The organism is Pseudomonas sp. KH_046_1, from assembly GCF_057839025.1.
Genome location: NZ_CM174481.1, coordinates 2,432,953 through 2,449,453 on the forward strand (window position 1 = coordinate 2,432,953; position 16,501 = coordinate 2,449,453).

Genomic DNA, 16,501 nt, shown 5'->3' on the forward strand with positions numbered 1-16,501 from the left:
CGCTCATTGAGCCGCGTTGTTGTTTGTGGGTGATTTGTTGGGTTTGTTGAGGGCGAGATCAAGATCGTTTCTTTTACCCCGGAGCACTAAGCTGCCCTTAACGCCGATCCAGCCAAACCGTCTGTGCATTACAGAATTCGCGCACCCCGAAATGCGAGAGCTCTCGGCCAAAGCCACTCTTCTTCACGCCACCAAAACTGACTCGCGGATCGCTGGCGCTATAGCCGTTGATGAACACGCCGCCGGTTTCAAGTTCGCCTGCCATCTGCCGGGCAAGTTCGGCATTGCGCGTGTAGAGGGTGGCGGTGAGGCCGAACTCGCTGTCATTGGCCAGTTCCAGCGCATGGGCGGCGTCTCGGGCCGTGATGATTGAAGCCACAGGGCCAAACAATTCCTGTTTGAATGATGTCATCTGATCGGTCACGTCGCCGAGTACGGTGGGCTCATAGTAGTTGCCAGGGCCTTCCGCCTTGTTTCCACCCAGCAGCAAGGTCGCGCCTTCTTCCAGTGTGGCGCGCACCTGTTGATCCAGTTCGTCGCGCAGATCGAAGCGAGCCATCGGGCCGATATAGGTGGTGGTAGCCCGCGGATCACCGACGACCAGTTGTTGGGTGGCTTCGACGAACTTGCGGGTAAATTCCTCGACAACGCCTTGCTCGATAATCAGGCGTTTGGCAGCGGCGCAGACTTGCCCGGTGTTTTGATAACGCCCGATCACGGCGGCTTTCACTGCCTCATCGAGGTCTGCGTCGTCGAGCACGATAAATGGGTCGGAGCCACCCAGCTCCAATACACATTTCTTCAGTGCGGCTCCTGCCTGAGCACCGATGGCCATACCCGCACGCACGCTACCGGTGAGGGTGACGGCCGCGATGCGTGGATCGGCGATCGCCCTGGATACACCTTCCGGGGTGACGTTGATGACCTCGAAAACTCCTTCAGGGAAGTCCGCTTGCTTGAAAGCGTCCAGCAGCAGGTAGGCGCTGCCCATGACGTTTGGCGCGTGCTTGAGCACGTAGGTATTGCCGGCGAGCAGGGTGGGGGCCGCGCCGCGCAGGACTTGCCAGATGGGGAAGTTCCACGGCATCACGGCGAGAATCGGGCCGAGAGGGCGATATTCAATGCGTGCCTTGCCGCCTTCCACCAAGGTTGGTTCCGGGCTAAGCATGGCGGGGCCGTGTTCGGCGTACCACTCGCAGAGCTGTGCACATTTTTCAACTTCGCCGCGGGCCTGAGCAATCGGCTTGCCCATCTCCAGGGTGATCATGTTCGCCATGGCCTCGGCATTGTTGCGCAAGGCCTGGCCGAGGTTGATCAACAGCTGCGCGCGTTGTTCAACCGGTTTGCCGCGCCAGGCACGAAACCCGGTAGCGGCCCGCGTCAGCGCGGCCTGCAGTGCCAAATCGGATTCGAAAGGGTAATGGCCGATCTGCTCGCCAGTAGTGGGGTTGATCGAAATGGCATGGGTAAGGCTGGATACGTTGGTCATGGCACCGTCCTGCGAGGTAGGAATGTGCTCAGGGTATGGGGCTATATGTTTTCTGGAAACTGAATAATAATGATCATAACGTTCACGTTTGGAGAATGACTTGGATCTGGTTCAGCTCGAAATCTTCAAGGCTGTCGCCGAGCACGGCAGCATCAGCGTGGCCGCCCAGCATATCCACCGGGTGCCATCGAATCTCACGACCCGAATCAAGCAGCTTGAACTGGACCTGGGTGTGGACCTGTTTATCCGCGAGAAGAGTCGACTGCGCCTGTCGCCGGCCGGCTGGAGCTTTCTGGATTACGCTCGACGTATTCTCGACCTGGTTCAGGAAGCGCGCGCCACCGTGGCGGGTGAAGAACCCCAGGGAGCCTTCACCCTGGGTTCGCTGGAAAGTACTGCCGCGGTACGTATTCCAGAGCTATTGGCCGCCTATAACCAGAAGCACGCCAAGGTCGAACTGGACCTGTCCACCGGCCCCTCCGGGACCATGATCGATGGGGTGTTGTCGGGGCGGCTGGCCGCTGCATTCGTCGATGGGCCGGTGTTGCATCCGGCGCTGGAAGGCGTGCCTGCATTCGAGGAGGAAATGGTCCTGATCGCACCGCTCAACCATGAGCCGATTCATCGGGCCAAGGATGTGAATGGCGAAAACATCTATGCCTTCCGCTCCAACTGCTCCTATCGCCATCATTTCGAAAGCTGGTTCGCCAATGGCGCGGCGGTGCCCGGCAAGATTTTCGAAATGGAGTCCTATCACGGCATGCTGGCCTGCGTCAGCGCCGGTGCCGGCCTGGCGCTGATGCCCCGCAGCATGCTCGAAAGCATGCCTGGATGCACGACGGTCAGCGTCTGGCCGTTGTCGGAGTCGTTCCGCTATCTGCGCACCTGGCTGGTGTGGCGTAGGGGGACGGTGTCGCAGAGCCTGACGATGTTTGTGCGCTTGCTTGAGGAGCGCGGGGTGGTGTTGGTCGAAAAATAGTGGAAAGTTAACGGTCTGTGCTGAAAAACCGGATAATGGCGGCCAAATCGTTTAGCTCGTTATTCTGGTAATCGCACATGGAAATCAAGGTCAACTTTCTCGACAACCTTCGACTTGAAGCCAAGTTCGATGACTTCACGGTGATTGCCGATCAACCCATTCGCTACAAGGGCGATGGCTCGGCGCCGGGACCGTTCGATTACTTCCTGGCTTCGTCGGCGTTGTGTGCGGCGTACTTCGTGAAGTTGTATTGCGAAACTCGCAATATCCCCACCGAAAATATCCGCCTGTCGCAGAACAACATTGTTGATCCGGAAAACCGCTACAACCAGATTTTCAAAATTCAGGTTGAATTGCCGGCGGACATCTCCGCCAAGGATCGTCAGGGGATCTTGCGCTCCATCGACCGTTGCACTGTAAAGAAGGTGGTGCAAACCGGGCCTGAGTTCGTGATTGAAGAGGTCGAAAACCTCGACGCCGATGCCCAGGCGTTGCTGATGCCGCACTCGACTGGCGAAGCGGGCACCTACATCGTGGGCAAGGACCTGCCGCTGGAGCAAACCATCGCCAACATGTCGGGCATCCTGGCCGACCTGGGCATGAAGATTGAAATCGCTTCGTGGCGCAATATCGTTCCCAATGTGTGGTCGCTGCACATCCGCGATGCGCACTCGCCAATGTGTTTTACCAACGGCAAGGGCGCGACCAAAGAAGGCGCGCTGGCATCGGCACTGGGCGAGTTTATCGAGCGGCTCAACTGCAACTTCTTCTACAACGATCAGTTCTGGGGCGAGGACATCGCCAACGCGGCGTTTGTGCATTACCCGGACGAGCGCTGGTTCAAGCCTGGCCCGAAGGACGAACTGCCGACTGAAATCCTCGACGAGTACTGCCTGAAGGTCTACGACCGGGATGGCGAGTTGCGTGGCTCGCATCTGTACGACACCAACTCCGGCAATACCCAGCGCGGCATCTGTTCACTGCCGTTTGTGCGCCAGTCGGACAATGAGGTGGTGTACTTCCCGTCCAACCTGATCGAAAACCTGTTCCTGAGCAATGGCATGAGCGCCGGCAACACGCTGGCCGAGGCCCAGGTGCAGTGCCTGTCGGAGATCTTCGAACGCGCGGTCAAACGCGAAATCCTCGAAGGCGAAATGGCCCTGCCGGATGTGCCGCAGGAAGTGCTGGCGAAATACCCGGGCATCCTGGCCGGTATCCAGGCCCTGGAAGAGCAGGGCTTCCCGGTGCTGGTCAAGGATGCATCGCTGGGCGGGGAGTTCCCGGTGATGTGCGTGACCCTGATGAACCCGCGTACCGGTGGCGTGTTTGCCTCGTTCGGCGCGCATCCAAGCCTGGAAGTGGCGCTGGAGCGCAGCCTGACGGAGCTGCTGCAAGGCCGCAGTTTCGAAGGCCTGAACGACCTGCCTCAGCCGACCTTCGAAGGTCAGGCGGTGACTGAGCCGAACAATTTCGTCGAGCACTTTATCGATTCCAGCGGTGTGGTCTCGTGGCGTTTCTTCAGTGCCAAGGCGGATTTCGAATTCGTTGAGTGGGATTTCTCCGGTCAAGGCGAAAACTCCAATACCGAAGAGGCCACGACCTTGTTCGGCATTCTCGAAGACATGGGCAAAGAAGTGTACATGGCGGTCTATGAGCACATTGGCGCCAAGGCCTGCCGCATTCTGGTGCCGGATTACTCGGAAATTTATCCGGTAGAAGATTTGATCTGGGATAACACCAACAAAGCGCTGCAGTTCCGCGCTGACATCCTCAATCTGCACAGCCTGAGCAAAGTCGGCCTGAGATCGTTGGCCCAGGGTCTGGAAAACAGCGAGCTGGATGATTACACCGACATCACCACCTTGATCGGCATCGAGTTCGACGACAACACGCCTTGGGGCAAGTTGACGATCCTGGAGCTGAGGCTGCTGATTTATCTCGCCTTGCAGAAGTTTGACCAGGCCAAGGATCTGGTGGAAGCCTTCTTGCAATACAACGACAACACCGTCGAGCGCGGCTTGTTTTATCAAGCCGTGAACGTCGTGCTGGAAATGCAGCTGGACGATGATCTGGAACTGAGCGACTACGAGGTCAACTTCCGCCGGATGTTCGGCAACGAGCGGATGGACGCAGCGATAGGGTCCGTGGATGGCAGCGTACGTTTCTATGGTCTGACGCCGACGAGCATGAAACTGGAAGGGCTCGACAGGCACCTTCGTCTGATCGACAGCTATAAAAAGCTGCACATGGCGCGGGCGAGGGTGGCGGCCTTGTTCAGCTGATAGCGATAACAAAAAAGCACCTTGGGTGCTTTTTTGTTTTTTGGCGGCCGGCTAATCGTCCGTACGCGGTGGTCCCGCTTTTTGGCTATGACATGGGCTGTGGCTGCCTATGAGGAAGCTCTTCTATATAGAGGGGCGTTCTGGCTCTTCTATATAGGCGTCCTTTGGGGCGTTTTACTGCTTTCTGCAGGTTATTGATAGAAAACCCGAATCAGTGCTTGACGGCAGATTATAGATGTCTATAATTCGCCCCACTTCCGGCGCGGTCGAAACGGAAAACTCCTTGGTAAACAAAGAGTTACGCAGTTTTCGACAGCAGGTTGCTTCAGTTCATCGAAGCCGAAAGGGAGTTGAAAAAGAGGTGTTGACAGCAGCGTGTAACGCTGTAGAATTCGCCTCCCGCTGACGAGAGATCTGAAGCGCAAGTGGTTGAAGTTACAAAGGAAACTTTGAAAGCTTCTGAAAAATACCACTTGACAGCAAATGAGGCTGCTGTAGAATGCGCGCCTCGGTTGAGACGAAAGATCTTAACCAACCGCTCTTTAACAACTGAATCAAGCAATTCGTGTGGGTGCTTGTGGAGTCAGACTGCTAGTCAACAGATTATCAGCATCACAAGTTACTCCGCGAGAAATCAAAGATGTAACCAACGATTGCTGAGCCAAGTTTAGGGTTTTCTCAAAACCCAAAGATGTTTGAACTGAAGAGTTTGATCATGGCTCAGATTGAACGCTGGCGGCAGGCCTAACACATGCAAGTCGAGCGGATGACAGGAGCTTGCTCCTGAATTCAGCGGCGGACGGGTGAGTAATGCCTAGGAATCTGCCTGGTAGTGGGGGACAACGTTTCGAAAGGAACGCTAATACCGCATACGTCCTACGGGAGAAAGCAGGGGACCTTCGGGCCTTGCGCTATCAGATGAGCCTAGGTCGGATTAGCTAGTTGGTGAGGTAATGGCTCACCAAGGCGACGATCCGTAACTGGTCTGAGAGGATGATCAGTCACACTGGAACTGAGACACGGTCCAGACTCCTACGGGAGGCAGCAGTGGGGAATATTGGACAATGGGCGAAAGCCTGATCCAGCCATGCCGCGTGTGTGAAGAAGGTCTTCGGATTGTAAAGCACTTTAAGTTGGGAGGAAGGGCATTAACCTAATACGTTAGTGTTTTGACGTTACCGACAGAATAAGCACCGGCTAACTCTGTGCCAGCAGCCGCGGTAATACAGAGGGTGCAAGCGTTAATCGGAATTACTGGGCGTAAAGCGCGCGTAGGTGGTTTGTTAAGTTGGATGTGAAAGCCCCGGGCTCAACCTGGGAACTGCATTCAAAACTGACAAGCTAGAGTATGGTAGAGGGTGGTGGAATTTCCTGTGTAGCGGTGAAATGCGTAGATATAGGAAGGAACACCAGTGGCGAAGGCGACCACCTGGACTGATACTGACACTGAGGTGCGAAAGCGTGGGGAGCAAACAGGATTAGATACCCTGGTAGTCCACGCCGTAAACGATGTCAACTAGCCGTTGGGAGCCTTGAGCTCTTAGTGGCGCAGCTAACGCATTAAGTTGACCGCCTGGGGAGTACGGCCGCAAGGTTAAAACTCAAATGAATTGACGGGGGCCCGCACAAGCGGTGGAGCATGTGGTTTAATTCGAAGCAACGCGAAGAACCTTACCAGGCCTTGACATCCAATGAACTTTCCAGAGATGGATTGGTGCCTTCGGGAACATTGAGACAGGTGCTGCATGGCTGTCGTCAGCTCGTGTCGTGAGATGTTGGGTTAAGTCCCGTAACGAGCGCAACCCTTGTCCTTAGTTACCAGCACGTAATGGTGGGCACTCTAAGGAGACTGCCGGTGACAAACCGGAGGAAGGTGGGGATGACGTCAAGTCATCATGGCCCTTACGGCCTGGGCTACACACGTGCTACAATGGTCGGTACAGAGGGTTGCCAAGCCGCGAGGTGGAGCTAATCCCACAAAACCGATCGTAGTCCGGATCGCAGTCTGCAACTCGACTGCGTGAAGTCGGAATCGCTAGTAATCGCGAATCAGAATGTCGCGGTGAATACGTTCCCGGGCCTTGTACACACCGCCCGTCACACCATGGGAGTGGGTTGCACCAGAAGTAGCTAGTCTAACCTTCGGGAGGACGGTTACCACGGTGTGATTCATGACTGGGGTGAAGTCGTAACAAGGTAGCCGTAGGGGAACCTGCGGCTGGATCACCTCCTTAATCGACGACTCAGCTGCTCCATAAGTTCCCACACGAATTGCTTGATTCATTGAAGAAGACGATAAGAAGCAGCCCGAAATTGGGTCTGTAGCTCAGTTGGTTAGAGCGCACCCCTGATAAGGGTGAGGTCGGCAGTTCGAATCTGCCCAGACCCACCAATTTTGTGTGGGAAACGCCTGTAGAAATACGGGGCCATAGCTCAGCTGGGAGAGCGCCTGCCTTGCACGCAGGAGGTCAACGGTTCGATCCCGTTTGGCTCCACCACTACTGCTTCTGATTGTATAAAGCTTAGAAATGAGCATTCCATCGAGACGATGGTGAATGTTGATTTCTAGTCTTTGACTAGTTCGTTCTTTAAAAATTTGGGTATGTGATAGAAAGATAGACTGAACGTTACTTTCACTGGTAACGGATCAGGCTAAGGTAAAATTTGTGAGTTGCTCTTAGGAGCTCAATCGAATTTTCGGCGAATGTCGTCTTCATAGTATAACCAGATTGCTTGGGGTTATATGGTCAAGTGAAGAAGCGCATACGGTGGATGCCTTGGCAGTCAGAGGCGATGAAAGACGTGGTAGCCTGCGAAAAGCTTCGGGGAGTCGGCAAACAGACTTTGATCCGGAGATGTCTGAATGGGGGAACCCAGCCATCATAAGATGGTTATCTTGTACTGAATACATAGGTGCAAGAGGCGAACCAGGGGAACTGAAACATCTAAGTACCCTGAGGAAAAGAAATCAACCGAGATTCCCTTAGTAGTGGCGAGCGAACGGGGACTAGCCCTTAAGTGGCTTTGAGATTAGCGGAACGCTCTGGAAAGTGCGGCCATAGTGGGTGATAGCCCTGTACGCGAAAATCTCTTAGTCATGAAATCGAGTAGGACGGAGCACGAGAAACTTTGTCTGAATATGGGGGGACCATCCTCCAAGGCTAAATACTACTGACTGACCGATAGTGAACTAGTACCGTGAGGGAAAGGCGAAAAGAACCCCGGAGAGGGGAGTGAAATAGATCCTGAAACCGTATGCGTACAAGCAGTGGGAGCCCACTTTGTTGGGTGACTGCGTACCTTTTGTATAATGGGTCAGCGACTTATTTTCAGTGGCGAGCTTAACCGAATAGGGGAGGCGTAGCGAAAGCGAGTCTTAATAGGGCGTCTAGTCGCTGGGAATAGACCCGAAACCGGGCGATCTATCCATGGGCAGGTTGAAGGTTAGGTAACACTGACTGGAGGACCGAACCGACTACCGTTGAAAAGTTAGCGGATGACCTGTGGATCGGAGTGAAAGGCTAATCAAGCTCGGAGATAGCTGGTTCTCCTCGAAAGCTATTTAGGTAGCGCCTCATGTATCACTGTAGGGGGTAGAGCACTGTTTCGGCTAGGGGGTCATCCCGACTTACCAAACCGATGCAAACTCCGAATACCTACAAGTGCCGAGCATGGGAGACACACGGCGGGTGCTAACGTCCGTCGTGAAAAGGGAAACAACCCAGACCGTCAGCTAAGGTCCCAAAGTTATGGTTAAGTGGGAAACGATGTGGGAAGGCTTAGACAGCTAGGAGGTTGGCTTAGAAGCAGCCACCCTTTAAAGAAAGCGTAATAGCTCACTAGTCGAGTCGGCCTGCGCGGAAGATGTAACGGGGCTCAAACCATACACCGAAGCTACGGGTATCACCTTCGGGTGATGCGGTAGAGGAGCGTTCTGTAAGCCTGTGAAGGTGAGTTGAGAAGCTTGCTGGAGGTATCAGAAGTGCGAATGCTGACATGAGTAACGACAATGGGTGTGAAAAACACCCACGCCGAAAGACCAAGGTTTCCTGCGCAACGTTAATCGACGCAGGGTTAGTCGGTCCCTAAGGCGAGGCTGAAAAGCGTAGTCGATGGAAAACAGGTTAATATTCCTGTACTTCTGGTTATTGCGATGGAGGGACGGAGAAGGCTAGGCCAGCTTGGCGTTGGTTGTCCAAGTTTAAGGTGGTAGGCTGGAATCTTAGGTAAATCCGGGATTCTAAGGCCGAGAGCTGATGACGAGTGTTCCTTTGGAACACGAAGTGGTTGATGCCATGCTTCCAAGAAAAGCTTCTAAGCTTCAGGTAACCAGGAACCGTACCCCAAACCGACACAGGTGGTTGGGTAGAGAATACCAAGGCGCTTGAGAGAACTCGGGTGAAGGAACTAGGCAAAATGGCACCGTAACTTCGGGAGAAGGTGCGCCGGTGAGGGTGAAGGACTTGCTCCGTAAGCCCACGCCGGTCGAAGATACCAGGCCGCTGCGACTGTTTATTAAAAACACAGCACTCTGCAAACACGAAAGTGGACGTATAGGGTGTGACGCCTGCCCGGTGCCGGAAGGTTAATTGATGGGGTTAGCTAACGCGAAGCTCTTGATCGAAGCCCCGGTAAACGGCGGCCGTAACTATAACGGTCCTAAGGTAGCGAAATTCCTTGTCGGGTAAGTTCCGACCTGCACGAATGGCGTAACGATGGCGGCGCTGTCTCCACCCGAGACTCAGTGAAATTGAAATCGCTGTGAAGATGCAGTGTATCCGCGGCTAGACGGAAAGACCCCGTGAACCTTTACTATAGCTTTGCACTGGACTTTGAATTTGCTTGTGTAGGATAGGTGGGAGGCTTTGAAGCGTGGACGCCAGTTCGCGTGGAGCCAACCTTGAAATACCACCCTGGCAACTTTGAGGTTCTAACTCAGGTCCGTTATCCGGATCGAGGACAGTGTATGGTGGGTAGTTTGACTGGGGCGGTCTCCTCCTAAAGAGTAACGGAGGAGTACGAAGGTGCGCTCAGACCGGTCGGAAATCGGTCGTAGAGTATAAAGGCAAAAGCGCGCTTGACTGCGAGACAGACACGTCGAGCAGGTACGAAAGTAGGTCTTAGTGATCCGGTGGTTCTGTATGGAAGGGCCATCGCTCAACGGATAAAAGGTACTCCGGGGATAACAGGCTGATACCGCCCAAGAGTTCATATCGACGGCGGTGTTTGGCACCTCGATGTCGGCTCATCACATCCTGGGGCTGAAGCCGGTCCCAAGGGTATGGCTGTTCGCCATTTAAAGTGGTACGCGAGCTGGGTTTAGAACGTCGTGAGACAGTTCGGTCCCTATCTGCCGTGGACGTTTGAGATTTGAGAGGGGCTGCTCCTAGTACGAGAGGACCGGAGTGGACGAACCTCTGGTGTTCCGGTTGTCACGCCAGTGGCATTGCCGGGTAGCTATGTTCGGAAAAGATAACCGCTGAAAGCATCTAAGCGGGAAACTTGCCTCAAGATGAGATCTCACTGGGACCTTGAGTCCCCTGAAGGGCCGTCGAAGACTACGACGTTGATAGGTTGGGTGTGTAAGCGCTGTGAGGCGTTGAGCTAACCAATACTAATTGCCCGTGAGGCTTGACCATATAACACCCAAGCAATTTGACTACTCGAAAGAGCATCAGATTGCGGTGTGTGAAGACGAAAGAACCGAAAGTTCGAATCTTACAAAACACCGAAAGCTGTCACATACCCAATTTGCTGAAGCGCGGCCAACTGGCCACGACTCAGTACCCGAATTTCTTGACGACCATAGAGCGTTGGAACCACCTGATCCCATCCCGAACTCAGCAGTGAAACGATGCATCGCCGATGGTAGTGTGGGGTTTCCCCATGTGAGAGTAGGTCATCGTCAAGATTAAATTCCGAAACCCCAATTGCGAAAGCAGTTGGGGTTTTGTTTTTGTCCGCAGGAAATGGAAATTACTGCCCCAACCGCTCTAGCGTGTGCTCCAAGGGTTCCAGCGACACACATATAAAACCATCAAGTGGACGATTGAGCTCCTCTACCAGCAAGATGGTTGCCCCCGTCGACAGGGCACACATCAGCAATACGGCGACAATGGTGCCGTTGCAGGGTGCAAACAGGCCGAACGAACCGAAGATAATCCCCAGCCACGTCACCAGGATCACCAGCATCACCGGTGGAATCGATTGATTGGCCTGCAGCAGGGTCAGCCAGCGGGTGGCAAACACGGTGTCCATGTCTTGCAATGCCTTGGCCTTGAGCGAGCGCTGATCATCGTTGCCGGGCGTCAGTGATTCGACCTGGCGTTGCAGGCCTTCGGAGCGACGGATGACTTCGGGGCTATCGAGTTTTTCAATCTGCCCGTGATCGCGGGTCGCGAGCACTTGGGTGACTTCGGCGTAGTTGTGCTTGAGCTCGGTGCGGATGCCTTGGGTGTCGGGGCCGTAGCGGGCCAGCACGCGGTCGAATTGAACGACTTTCGCCGCCGCGCCCTCCAGTTCGGCATTGGCCGTATCGAAGGTACCTTTGGCAGAGGAAACCAGCAGGCCGAGGACCAGTGCCGACATCGTTGCGATGAGGCCGGTGGCCAGCTTCACCACCGCCACGGAGTCATCGCTCAGATGATGGCTCGGTAATCGCTCCCTCACGTACGAGCCCAGCAGTGCGCTGGCGGACAGGCAGGCGAAGACGATGAGGGCGATCACCACGTCATTCAAATTCAACCTCCGTTGACGCTGTCTTCCGGGGAGATATCTACTGGTACTTGATCACGATGCCTTTGAGTTTGCGTCCCTCGATGGTCGTCACGTCGCGAGCCCACAGCGGCCCGCTGGCGTAGGCACCCACCGCCTGAATGTGGTCATAGACCACTACCACCGCGTCGCCACCGAGTTTGGCGGACTCTTCCCGCAGCTTCTGTTCGACTTCGGTAATCGGTGGGGCAGGGTCGATGCTGGCGTCGATCAGCACTTCACCCAGACGCACATGTGGACGCAGAGGTTCCGAACGCAGCACGACTACCTGGTCCGGCGATGTCGGTGCCGGATGTTCTACGCCGACATAGGCGGTGGTCTGTGCATCGACAGTGGCGCAACCATTGAGGGCCAGCAAGCTGGTGATCACTCCACCGGCCAGTAGCAAGCATTTGAATCGGGTGGACCAGGACCGGTCGTGGGCTGGCATGGTGGGTTCGCTCCTCTGGTTCGCTGCTATCCATGTGGCTAGTTGACGGTAGCAGACAGGCCGGGAGTTGCCAGAACGCCCAACCTTTTCAGGTTGGGCTTTTTTGTGCCTTGAAGACTGTCGATCAACCAAGGCCTCTCACTGATCCTTTTCGCAGTTGACCATCCACGACACACCAAAACGGTCCACCAGCATGCCGAAGCGCGCCGCCCAGAACGTGGTCTCCAGTGGCATTTGCACAGTGCCACCGTCGGCCAGCGCATTGAAGACCCGCTCGGCCTCGGCAATGCTGTCGACGTTGAGTGAAATCGAGCAACCACTCATGCCCTGGACGGGGCGATCCGGTGTGGTGTCTGACCCCATGATCGCCTGATCGCCCACTATCAGGCGGGTATGGATGATCAGGTTGTGCAGATCCTTGGGGACATGCTCGGCGGCCGGCGTTTCGCCGAAGGTCAGCATGGCTTCGCTCTGGCCTTGCAGGCATTGGGCGTAGAACGTGAAGGCAGCTTTGCAGTTGCCGTTGAAGATAAGGTAGGGATTGATTTTCATGGTCGGCTCCAGGTGCTCGAGTACACACATCGGTTTGGACGCCGGGTTTGTCGGCGAATTCCGATTGTGTCGAGCCGACAAGCAAAGCGCTAAATCGTCGTCGGGGCCTGGGTTTCTTTAGATGTTTTTTCGATAGGACGCGCCAGGCTTATTGCCTCCGGCACACGCCGTGGCGCCAGCACACGTTCGATGGCGCCGCTGACCATGCTCTCCAGCAACTCATCACGCTCCTGCTCGTCCAGCAAATGTGGCGTCAGCCAGCTGGGAGCGCTGTTGAGCAGGGCGCCAATGGCATGCCCGGCCGCCAGCAGGCCTTGCTCGCTGAAGCGCGACTTCGCGCCCAGCATCCTCAGCAACGTGCGTTCGTATTGCTCGCGCAATTGCCGGACCCGAGCCTGTTGCTCTTCGTTCAGGCAGCCGCTGTCGCGCTCCACCAGGCGGAAATGCCAAGGCATCTCCCGATGCAGATTCAGATGGGCGCGGATCAGGCCGTTGAGTTTGTCGCGCTTGCCCGGGGCCTTTTGCTGGATACGTCCCAGGGTGGCCAGCAGCTCCTCGTAGAACTCCTCGATCAGGTCGAGCAGCAGATGCTGTTTGCTGGGGTAATGGTGATACAGCGAGCCTGGGGAGAGCCCCAGGCACGTCGCGAGCTCACGCATGCCGACCTGGCCGAACCCCTTGCAGGCAAACAGCTCCAGGACCTTGTCCCGGTACTCGGCAAAGCGCGAGCAACGCTCAGGCATAGGCATGGAAGCCGCGCCCCGTTTTGCGTCCCAGGTAACCGGCGGCGACCATTTCCTTGAGCAACGGCGCCGGGCGATATTTGCTGTCGTTGAAACCGTCATAGAAGGCTTCGAGGATCGACAACAGGGTGTCCAGGCCAATCAGGTCCGCCAGGGCCAATGGGCCGATGGGCTGATTGCAGCCCAGGCGCATGCCGGCGTCGATGTCTTCGGCGCTGGCCAGGCCTTCCTGGAACACCAGGATCGCTTCGTTGATCATCGGCACCAGGATCCGGTTGACCACGAACCCCGGACGGTTACCCGCGGTAATCGCGGTTTTGCCAAGGGTGGTCGCCATGTCCAGCGCCAGTTGGTGGGTCGCGTCACTGGTTTGCAGGCCGCGAATGACTTCGATCAGGCCCATCACCGGCACCGGGTTGAAGAAATGCAGGCCGATGAAGCGCTCAGGCTGGCTGACACTGGCGGCGAGTTGGGTGATCGACAGCGACGAGGTATTGGAGGCAATGACGCATTCGTTGCCGACCTGCGCGGCGATCTGTTGCAGCACACGCAATTTCAGGTCGAGATTTTCAGTGGCCGCTTCGATGACCAGTTGCGCGTTTTGCAGGCTGCTGTAATCGGTGCTGGTGCGGATTTTGTCGAGGGTCGCCTGTTTCTGCTCCGGCGTCAGGGTTTCCTTGGCGATCTGCCGGTCCAGGTTTTTACCGACCGTTGCGACGGCTTTTTGCAAAGCGCTTTCGGATATGTCGAGCAAGGTCACGTTGAAACCGGCCATGGCGCAGACTTGCGCGATGCCGTTGCCCATGGTGCCCGCACCGATCACCCCGATGTTTTGCAGATTCATCTTCCCATCCTTCGATCAAACCCTGCGATACCTTGGCCGCGATTGCGGCCGAAGGCGTACTATTGCCGCGAGTCTAGAGCCGGCAGGGCGGTTGTCCTATGCCAAAACTGTTCAACGGCACTGATGTTTTTTGCCATTCGGGTGATGAGAGAGAAGCGAACCAATGCGGGAAAAGGACTCGGTTGCCGCCTATTTCGTGCAGGCAATGATCCATGGGCTGAGGGATGATCCGCAGCGCGTGACGGCCGTGCTCGAACAGGCGGGCATTGATCCGGCGGTCATGCGCCAACCCACGGCGCGAGTGCCGGCCAACGCGTTTGCGGCGTTGTGGCTGATCCAGATCCGCGAGCTCGACGATGAGTTTTTCGGGCTCGACTCCCATGGCATGCCGCCGGGGAGTTTCGCCCTGATTTGCCGCGCCCTGATTCAGGAGCCCGATCTGCACAAGGCCATGCGTCAGTGCCTGGCCAACTTCGGGTTGTTCCTGCGCGACTTTCGCGGCTCGCTGGCGGTGCGTGGCAAGCGTGCGGTGATCAGCCTGGAAACCCGTTCGACGGACAACGATGCCAGCCGGTTTGGTGAAGAAACCTTCCTGGTGTTGATGATCAGTCTGCTGTGCTGGCTGGGCGGGCGGCGCATTCCCATTGACCGTGCGGACTTCCGCCATTCACGCTTGTCGCTGGGTGACGACCGCCTGCTTTGGGGCCCCAACCTGACCTTTGGTGCCGAGCGTACCGAAATCGAATTTGCCAGCCACTACTTGCGCCTGCCCGTGGTTCAGGACCTGGCGTCGTTGAAAGTGTTCCTGCGTACCGCGCCGCAATGGCTGGTGATCCGCTTCCGTAACCAGCACGGTTTGGCATCCCAGGTTCATCAGCGCTTGCGCGGCAGTCACTACAGTGAGTGGCCGACCTTGCAGGCCTTTGCCCTGGAACAGCACCTGAGCCCCAGCACCTTCCGCCGCAAACTGGAGCGTGAAGGCTGTTCCTATCAGGAGATCAAGGACGAAGTACGCCGTGGCGTGGCCTTTGAGCAATTGCGTCAGAGCGATGCGAGCATCAGCGATATCGCCGAGCGACTTGGATTCCAGGAACCCAGCGCCTTCCATCGGGCGTTCAAGAAGTGGACCGGGGAAAGCCCGGGGCGCTATCGGGCCCGTTATCAGGGGGAATAGAGCGTAGAGATCGCGAAACCTCAGGAGTCCTGCGAGCCAGCCAGGGTCCAGGCGGTGATCGATGAGATTGTCGCGGGGTTCGCCAGGACCGGCGAATAACCTGTAGGAGCGAGCCTGCTCCGGGCGGCGTTCCGACGATGGCGGACTGTCAGACGACATCACTGTTGAATGACACAACGCATCGCGAGCAGGCTCGCTCCTGCAGGGTTTTGTTACGGCATTTCCGGCAGTTCCTGTGGGCGCAGGTCGAACACCAGCACTTCAGCATCCACGCCGTGGTTCAAGGTTAGTGCCTGTTCTTCGCGGACCCGCACACCGTCGCCTTCCTGCAACAACACACCGTTGAGTTCGATGCTGCCCCGGGCCACATGCACATAGGCGTAACGGTTGGCGGCCAGCTCCAGGGTGGCGCTTTCCTTGCCGTCGATCAGGCCGGCATACACCCGCGCATCCTGACGTACCTTGAGCGAACCCTTGGCGCCGTCCGGCGAGATGATCAGTTGCAGGCGCCCGCGTTTCTTCTGGGTGCTGAAATGCTCTTGCTGATAACGCGGTTTGGCGCCGCTGACGTCGGGCACGATCCAGATCTGCAGAAAGTGCACCGCCCGGGTGCCGGAGTGGTTGAACTCACTGTGGGCCACGCCGCTGCCTGCGCTCATCAGTTGCACATCGCCGGGGCGGATCACCGAACCGGTGCCCAGGGTGTCCTTGTGTTCCAGGGCACCTTCAAGCACATAGGAGAAAATCTCCATGTCGCGGTGCGGGTGCTGGCCGAAGCCTTTGCCGGCGGCGACGCGGTCGTCGTTGATCACCAGCAGGTCGGAAAAACCCTGCTCTTTCGGGTTGCGATAGTTGGCGAAGGAAAAGGTATGGAACGATTTCAACCAGCCGTGATTGGCCAGGCCACGATCCGAGGCTTTGCGAAGAGTCAGCATGATGAAATCTCCTGTGGGGACGTGAATTCGTCCGAGTGAGGAGAAGGTTAATGGTTACTGGTTGGTGCAATAAGTAGATGGAAATTGAAATACTGTCTCTGTCAGGTTGACAATATTCGGGTGCGAATCAGCTATTCTTTTCCGACCTTTGCGTCGTACATGGCCATAATGCACAGCAAGAATCCTGTGGGAGCGGGCTTGCTCGCGAAGGCGTCGTGTCAGGCTACATATTTGTGAATGACACGACGCCTTCGCGAGCAAGCCCGCTCCCACAAGGATTGGTGTGCCGACCTTATTGA

General features: G+C 56.3%; 10 protein-coding genes, 2 tRNA genes and 3 rRNA genes. 8 read left to right on the forward strand and 7 right to left on the reverse strand.

What is annotated here, in order from left to right; genetic code table 11:
• Positions 1-97: 97 nt before the first annotated feature.
• Positions 98-1,489: an aldehyde dehydrogenase family protein gene (locus tag AC3IT9_RS11300; RefSeq protein ID WP_489273081.1), complete on the reverse strand. Its 1,392-nt coding sequence runs from the start codon at positions 1,487-1,489 to the stop codon at positions 98-100.
• Between the two features lie 100 nt (positions 1,490-1,589).
• Here AC3IT9_RS11300 and ptrR point away from each other — a divergent pair, with 100 nt between their 5' ends.
• The 7 genes from ptrR to rrf all read left to right on the forward strand — a co-directional run bounded on the left by ptrR (position 1,590) and on the right by rrf (position 10,661).
• Positions 1,590-2,468, forward strand: a complete 879-nt coding sequence (gene ptrR, locus AC3IT9_RS11305; RefSeq protein WP_489273083.1) for a putrescine utilization regulator PtrR — start codon at positions 1,590-1,592, stop codon at positions 2,466-2,468.
• 77 nt (positions 2,469-2,545) lie between these two features.
• Positions 2,546-4,750: an OsmC domain/YcaO domain-containing protein gene (locus AC3IT9_RS11310; protein ID WP_489273084.1), complete on the forward strand. Its 2,205-nt coding sequence runs from the start codon at positions 2,546-2,548 to the stop codon at positions 4,748-4,750.
• 697 nt (positions 4,751-5,447) lie between these two features.
• A 16S ribosomal RNA gene (locus tag AC3IT9_RS11315) occupies positions 5,448-6,984 on the forward strand.
• Positions 6,985-7,065: 81 nt separating this feature from the next.
• Positions 7,066-7,142: transfer RNA gene (locus AC3IT9_RS11320), tRNA-Ile, on the forward strand.
• Between the two features lie 30 nt (positions 7,143-7,172).
• Positions 7,173-7,248, forward strand: a tRNA-Ala gene (locus AC3IT9_RS11325).
• 247 nt (positions 7,249-7,495) lie between these two features.
• Positions 7,496-10,389: ribosomal RNA gene (locus AC3IT9_RS11330) — 23S ribosomal RNA — on the forward strand.
• A gap of 156 nt (positions 10,390-10,545) precedes the next feature.
• Positions 10,546-10,661 (forward strand): 5S ribosomal RNA (gene rrf / locus AC3IT9_RS11335).
• Together the 16S, 23S and 5S rRNA genes with 2 tRNA genes alongside form the textbook arrangement of a ribosomal RNA operon.
• 65 nt (positions 10,662-10,726) lie before the next feature.
• Here the strand turns inward: rrf and AC3IT9_RS11340 are convergent.
• The 5 genes from AC3IT9_RS11340 to AC3IT9_RS11360 all read right to left on the reverse strand — a co-directional run bounded on the left by AC3IT9_RS11340 (position 10,727) and on the right by AC3IT9_RS11360 (position 14,093).
• Positions 10,727-11,479, reverse strand: a complete 753-nt coding sequence (locus AC3IT9_RS11340) for a bestrophin-like domain (protein ID WP_224789658.1) — start codon at positions 11,477-11,479, stop codon at positions 10,727-10,729.
• A 46-nt stretch (positions 11,480-11,525) separates the two neighbouring features.
• Positions 11,526-11,954, reverse strand: coding sequence for a hypothetical protein (locus AC3IT9_RS11345; RefSeq protein WP_151215005.1), 429 nt, complete (start codon positions 11,952-11,954; stop codon positions 11,526-11,528).
• A 138-nt stretch (positions 11,955-12,092) separates the two neighbouring features.
• Positions 12,093-12,506 (reverse strand): VOC family protein, encoded by a 414-nt coding sequence (locus tag AC3IT9_RS11350; protein WP_150724289.1) that lies wholly within the window; start codon positions 12,504-12,506, stop codon positions 12,093-12,095.
• Between the two features lie 89 nt (positions 12,507-12,595).
• Positions 12,596-13,255: a TetR/AcrR family transcriptional regulator gene (locus AC3IT9_RS11355; RefSeq protein ID WP_489273086.1), complete on the reverse strand. Its 660-nt coding sequence runs from the start codon at positions 13,253-13,255 to the stop codon at positions 12,596-12,598.
• On the reverse strand, positions 13,242-14,093 hold the full coding sequence (locus AC3IT9_RS11360) for a 3-hydroxybutyryl-CoA dehydrogenase (RefSeq protein WP_150756685.1): 852 nt from the start codon (positions 14,091-14,093) through the stop codon (positions 13,242-13,244). The genes AC3IT9_RS11355 and AC3IT9_RS11360 overlap by 14 nt, the downstream gene beginning before the upstream one ends.
• Before the next feature lie 163 nt (positions 14,094-14,256).
• Here AC3IT9_RS11360 and AC3IT9_RS11365 point away from each other — a divergent pair, with 163 nt between their 5' ends.
• Complete coding sequence (locus AC3IT9_RS11365; RefSeq protein WP_489273088.1) at positions 14,257-15,267, forward strand: AraC family transcriptional regulator; 1,011 nt, start codon at positions 14,257-14,259, stop codon at positions 15,265-15,267.
• A gap of 212 nt (positions 15,268-15,479) precedes the next feature.
• Here the strand turns inward: AC3IT9_RS11365 and AC3IT9_RS11370 are convergent, their stop codons facing one another.
• Positions 15,480-16,202, reverse strand: a complete 723-nt coding sequence (locus tag AC3IT9_RS11370; RefSeq protein WP_489273089.1) for a pirin family protein — start codon at positions 16,200-16,202, stop codon at positions 15,480-15,482.
• Between the last annotated feature and the right edge of the window lie 299 nt (positions 16,203-16,501).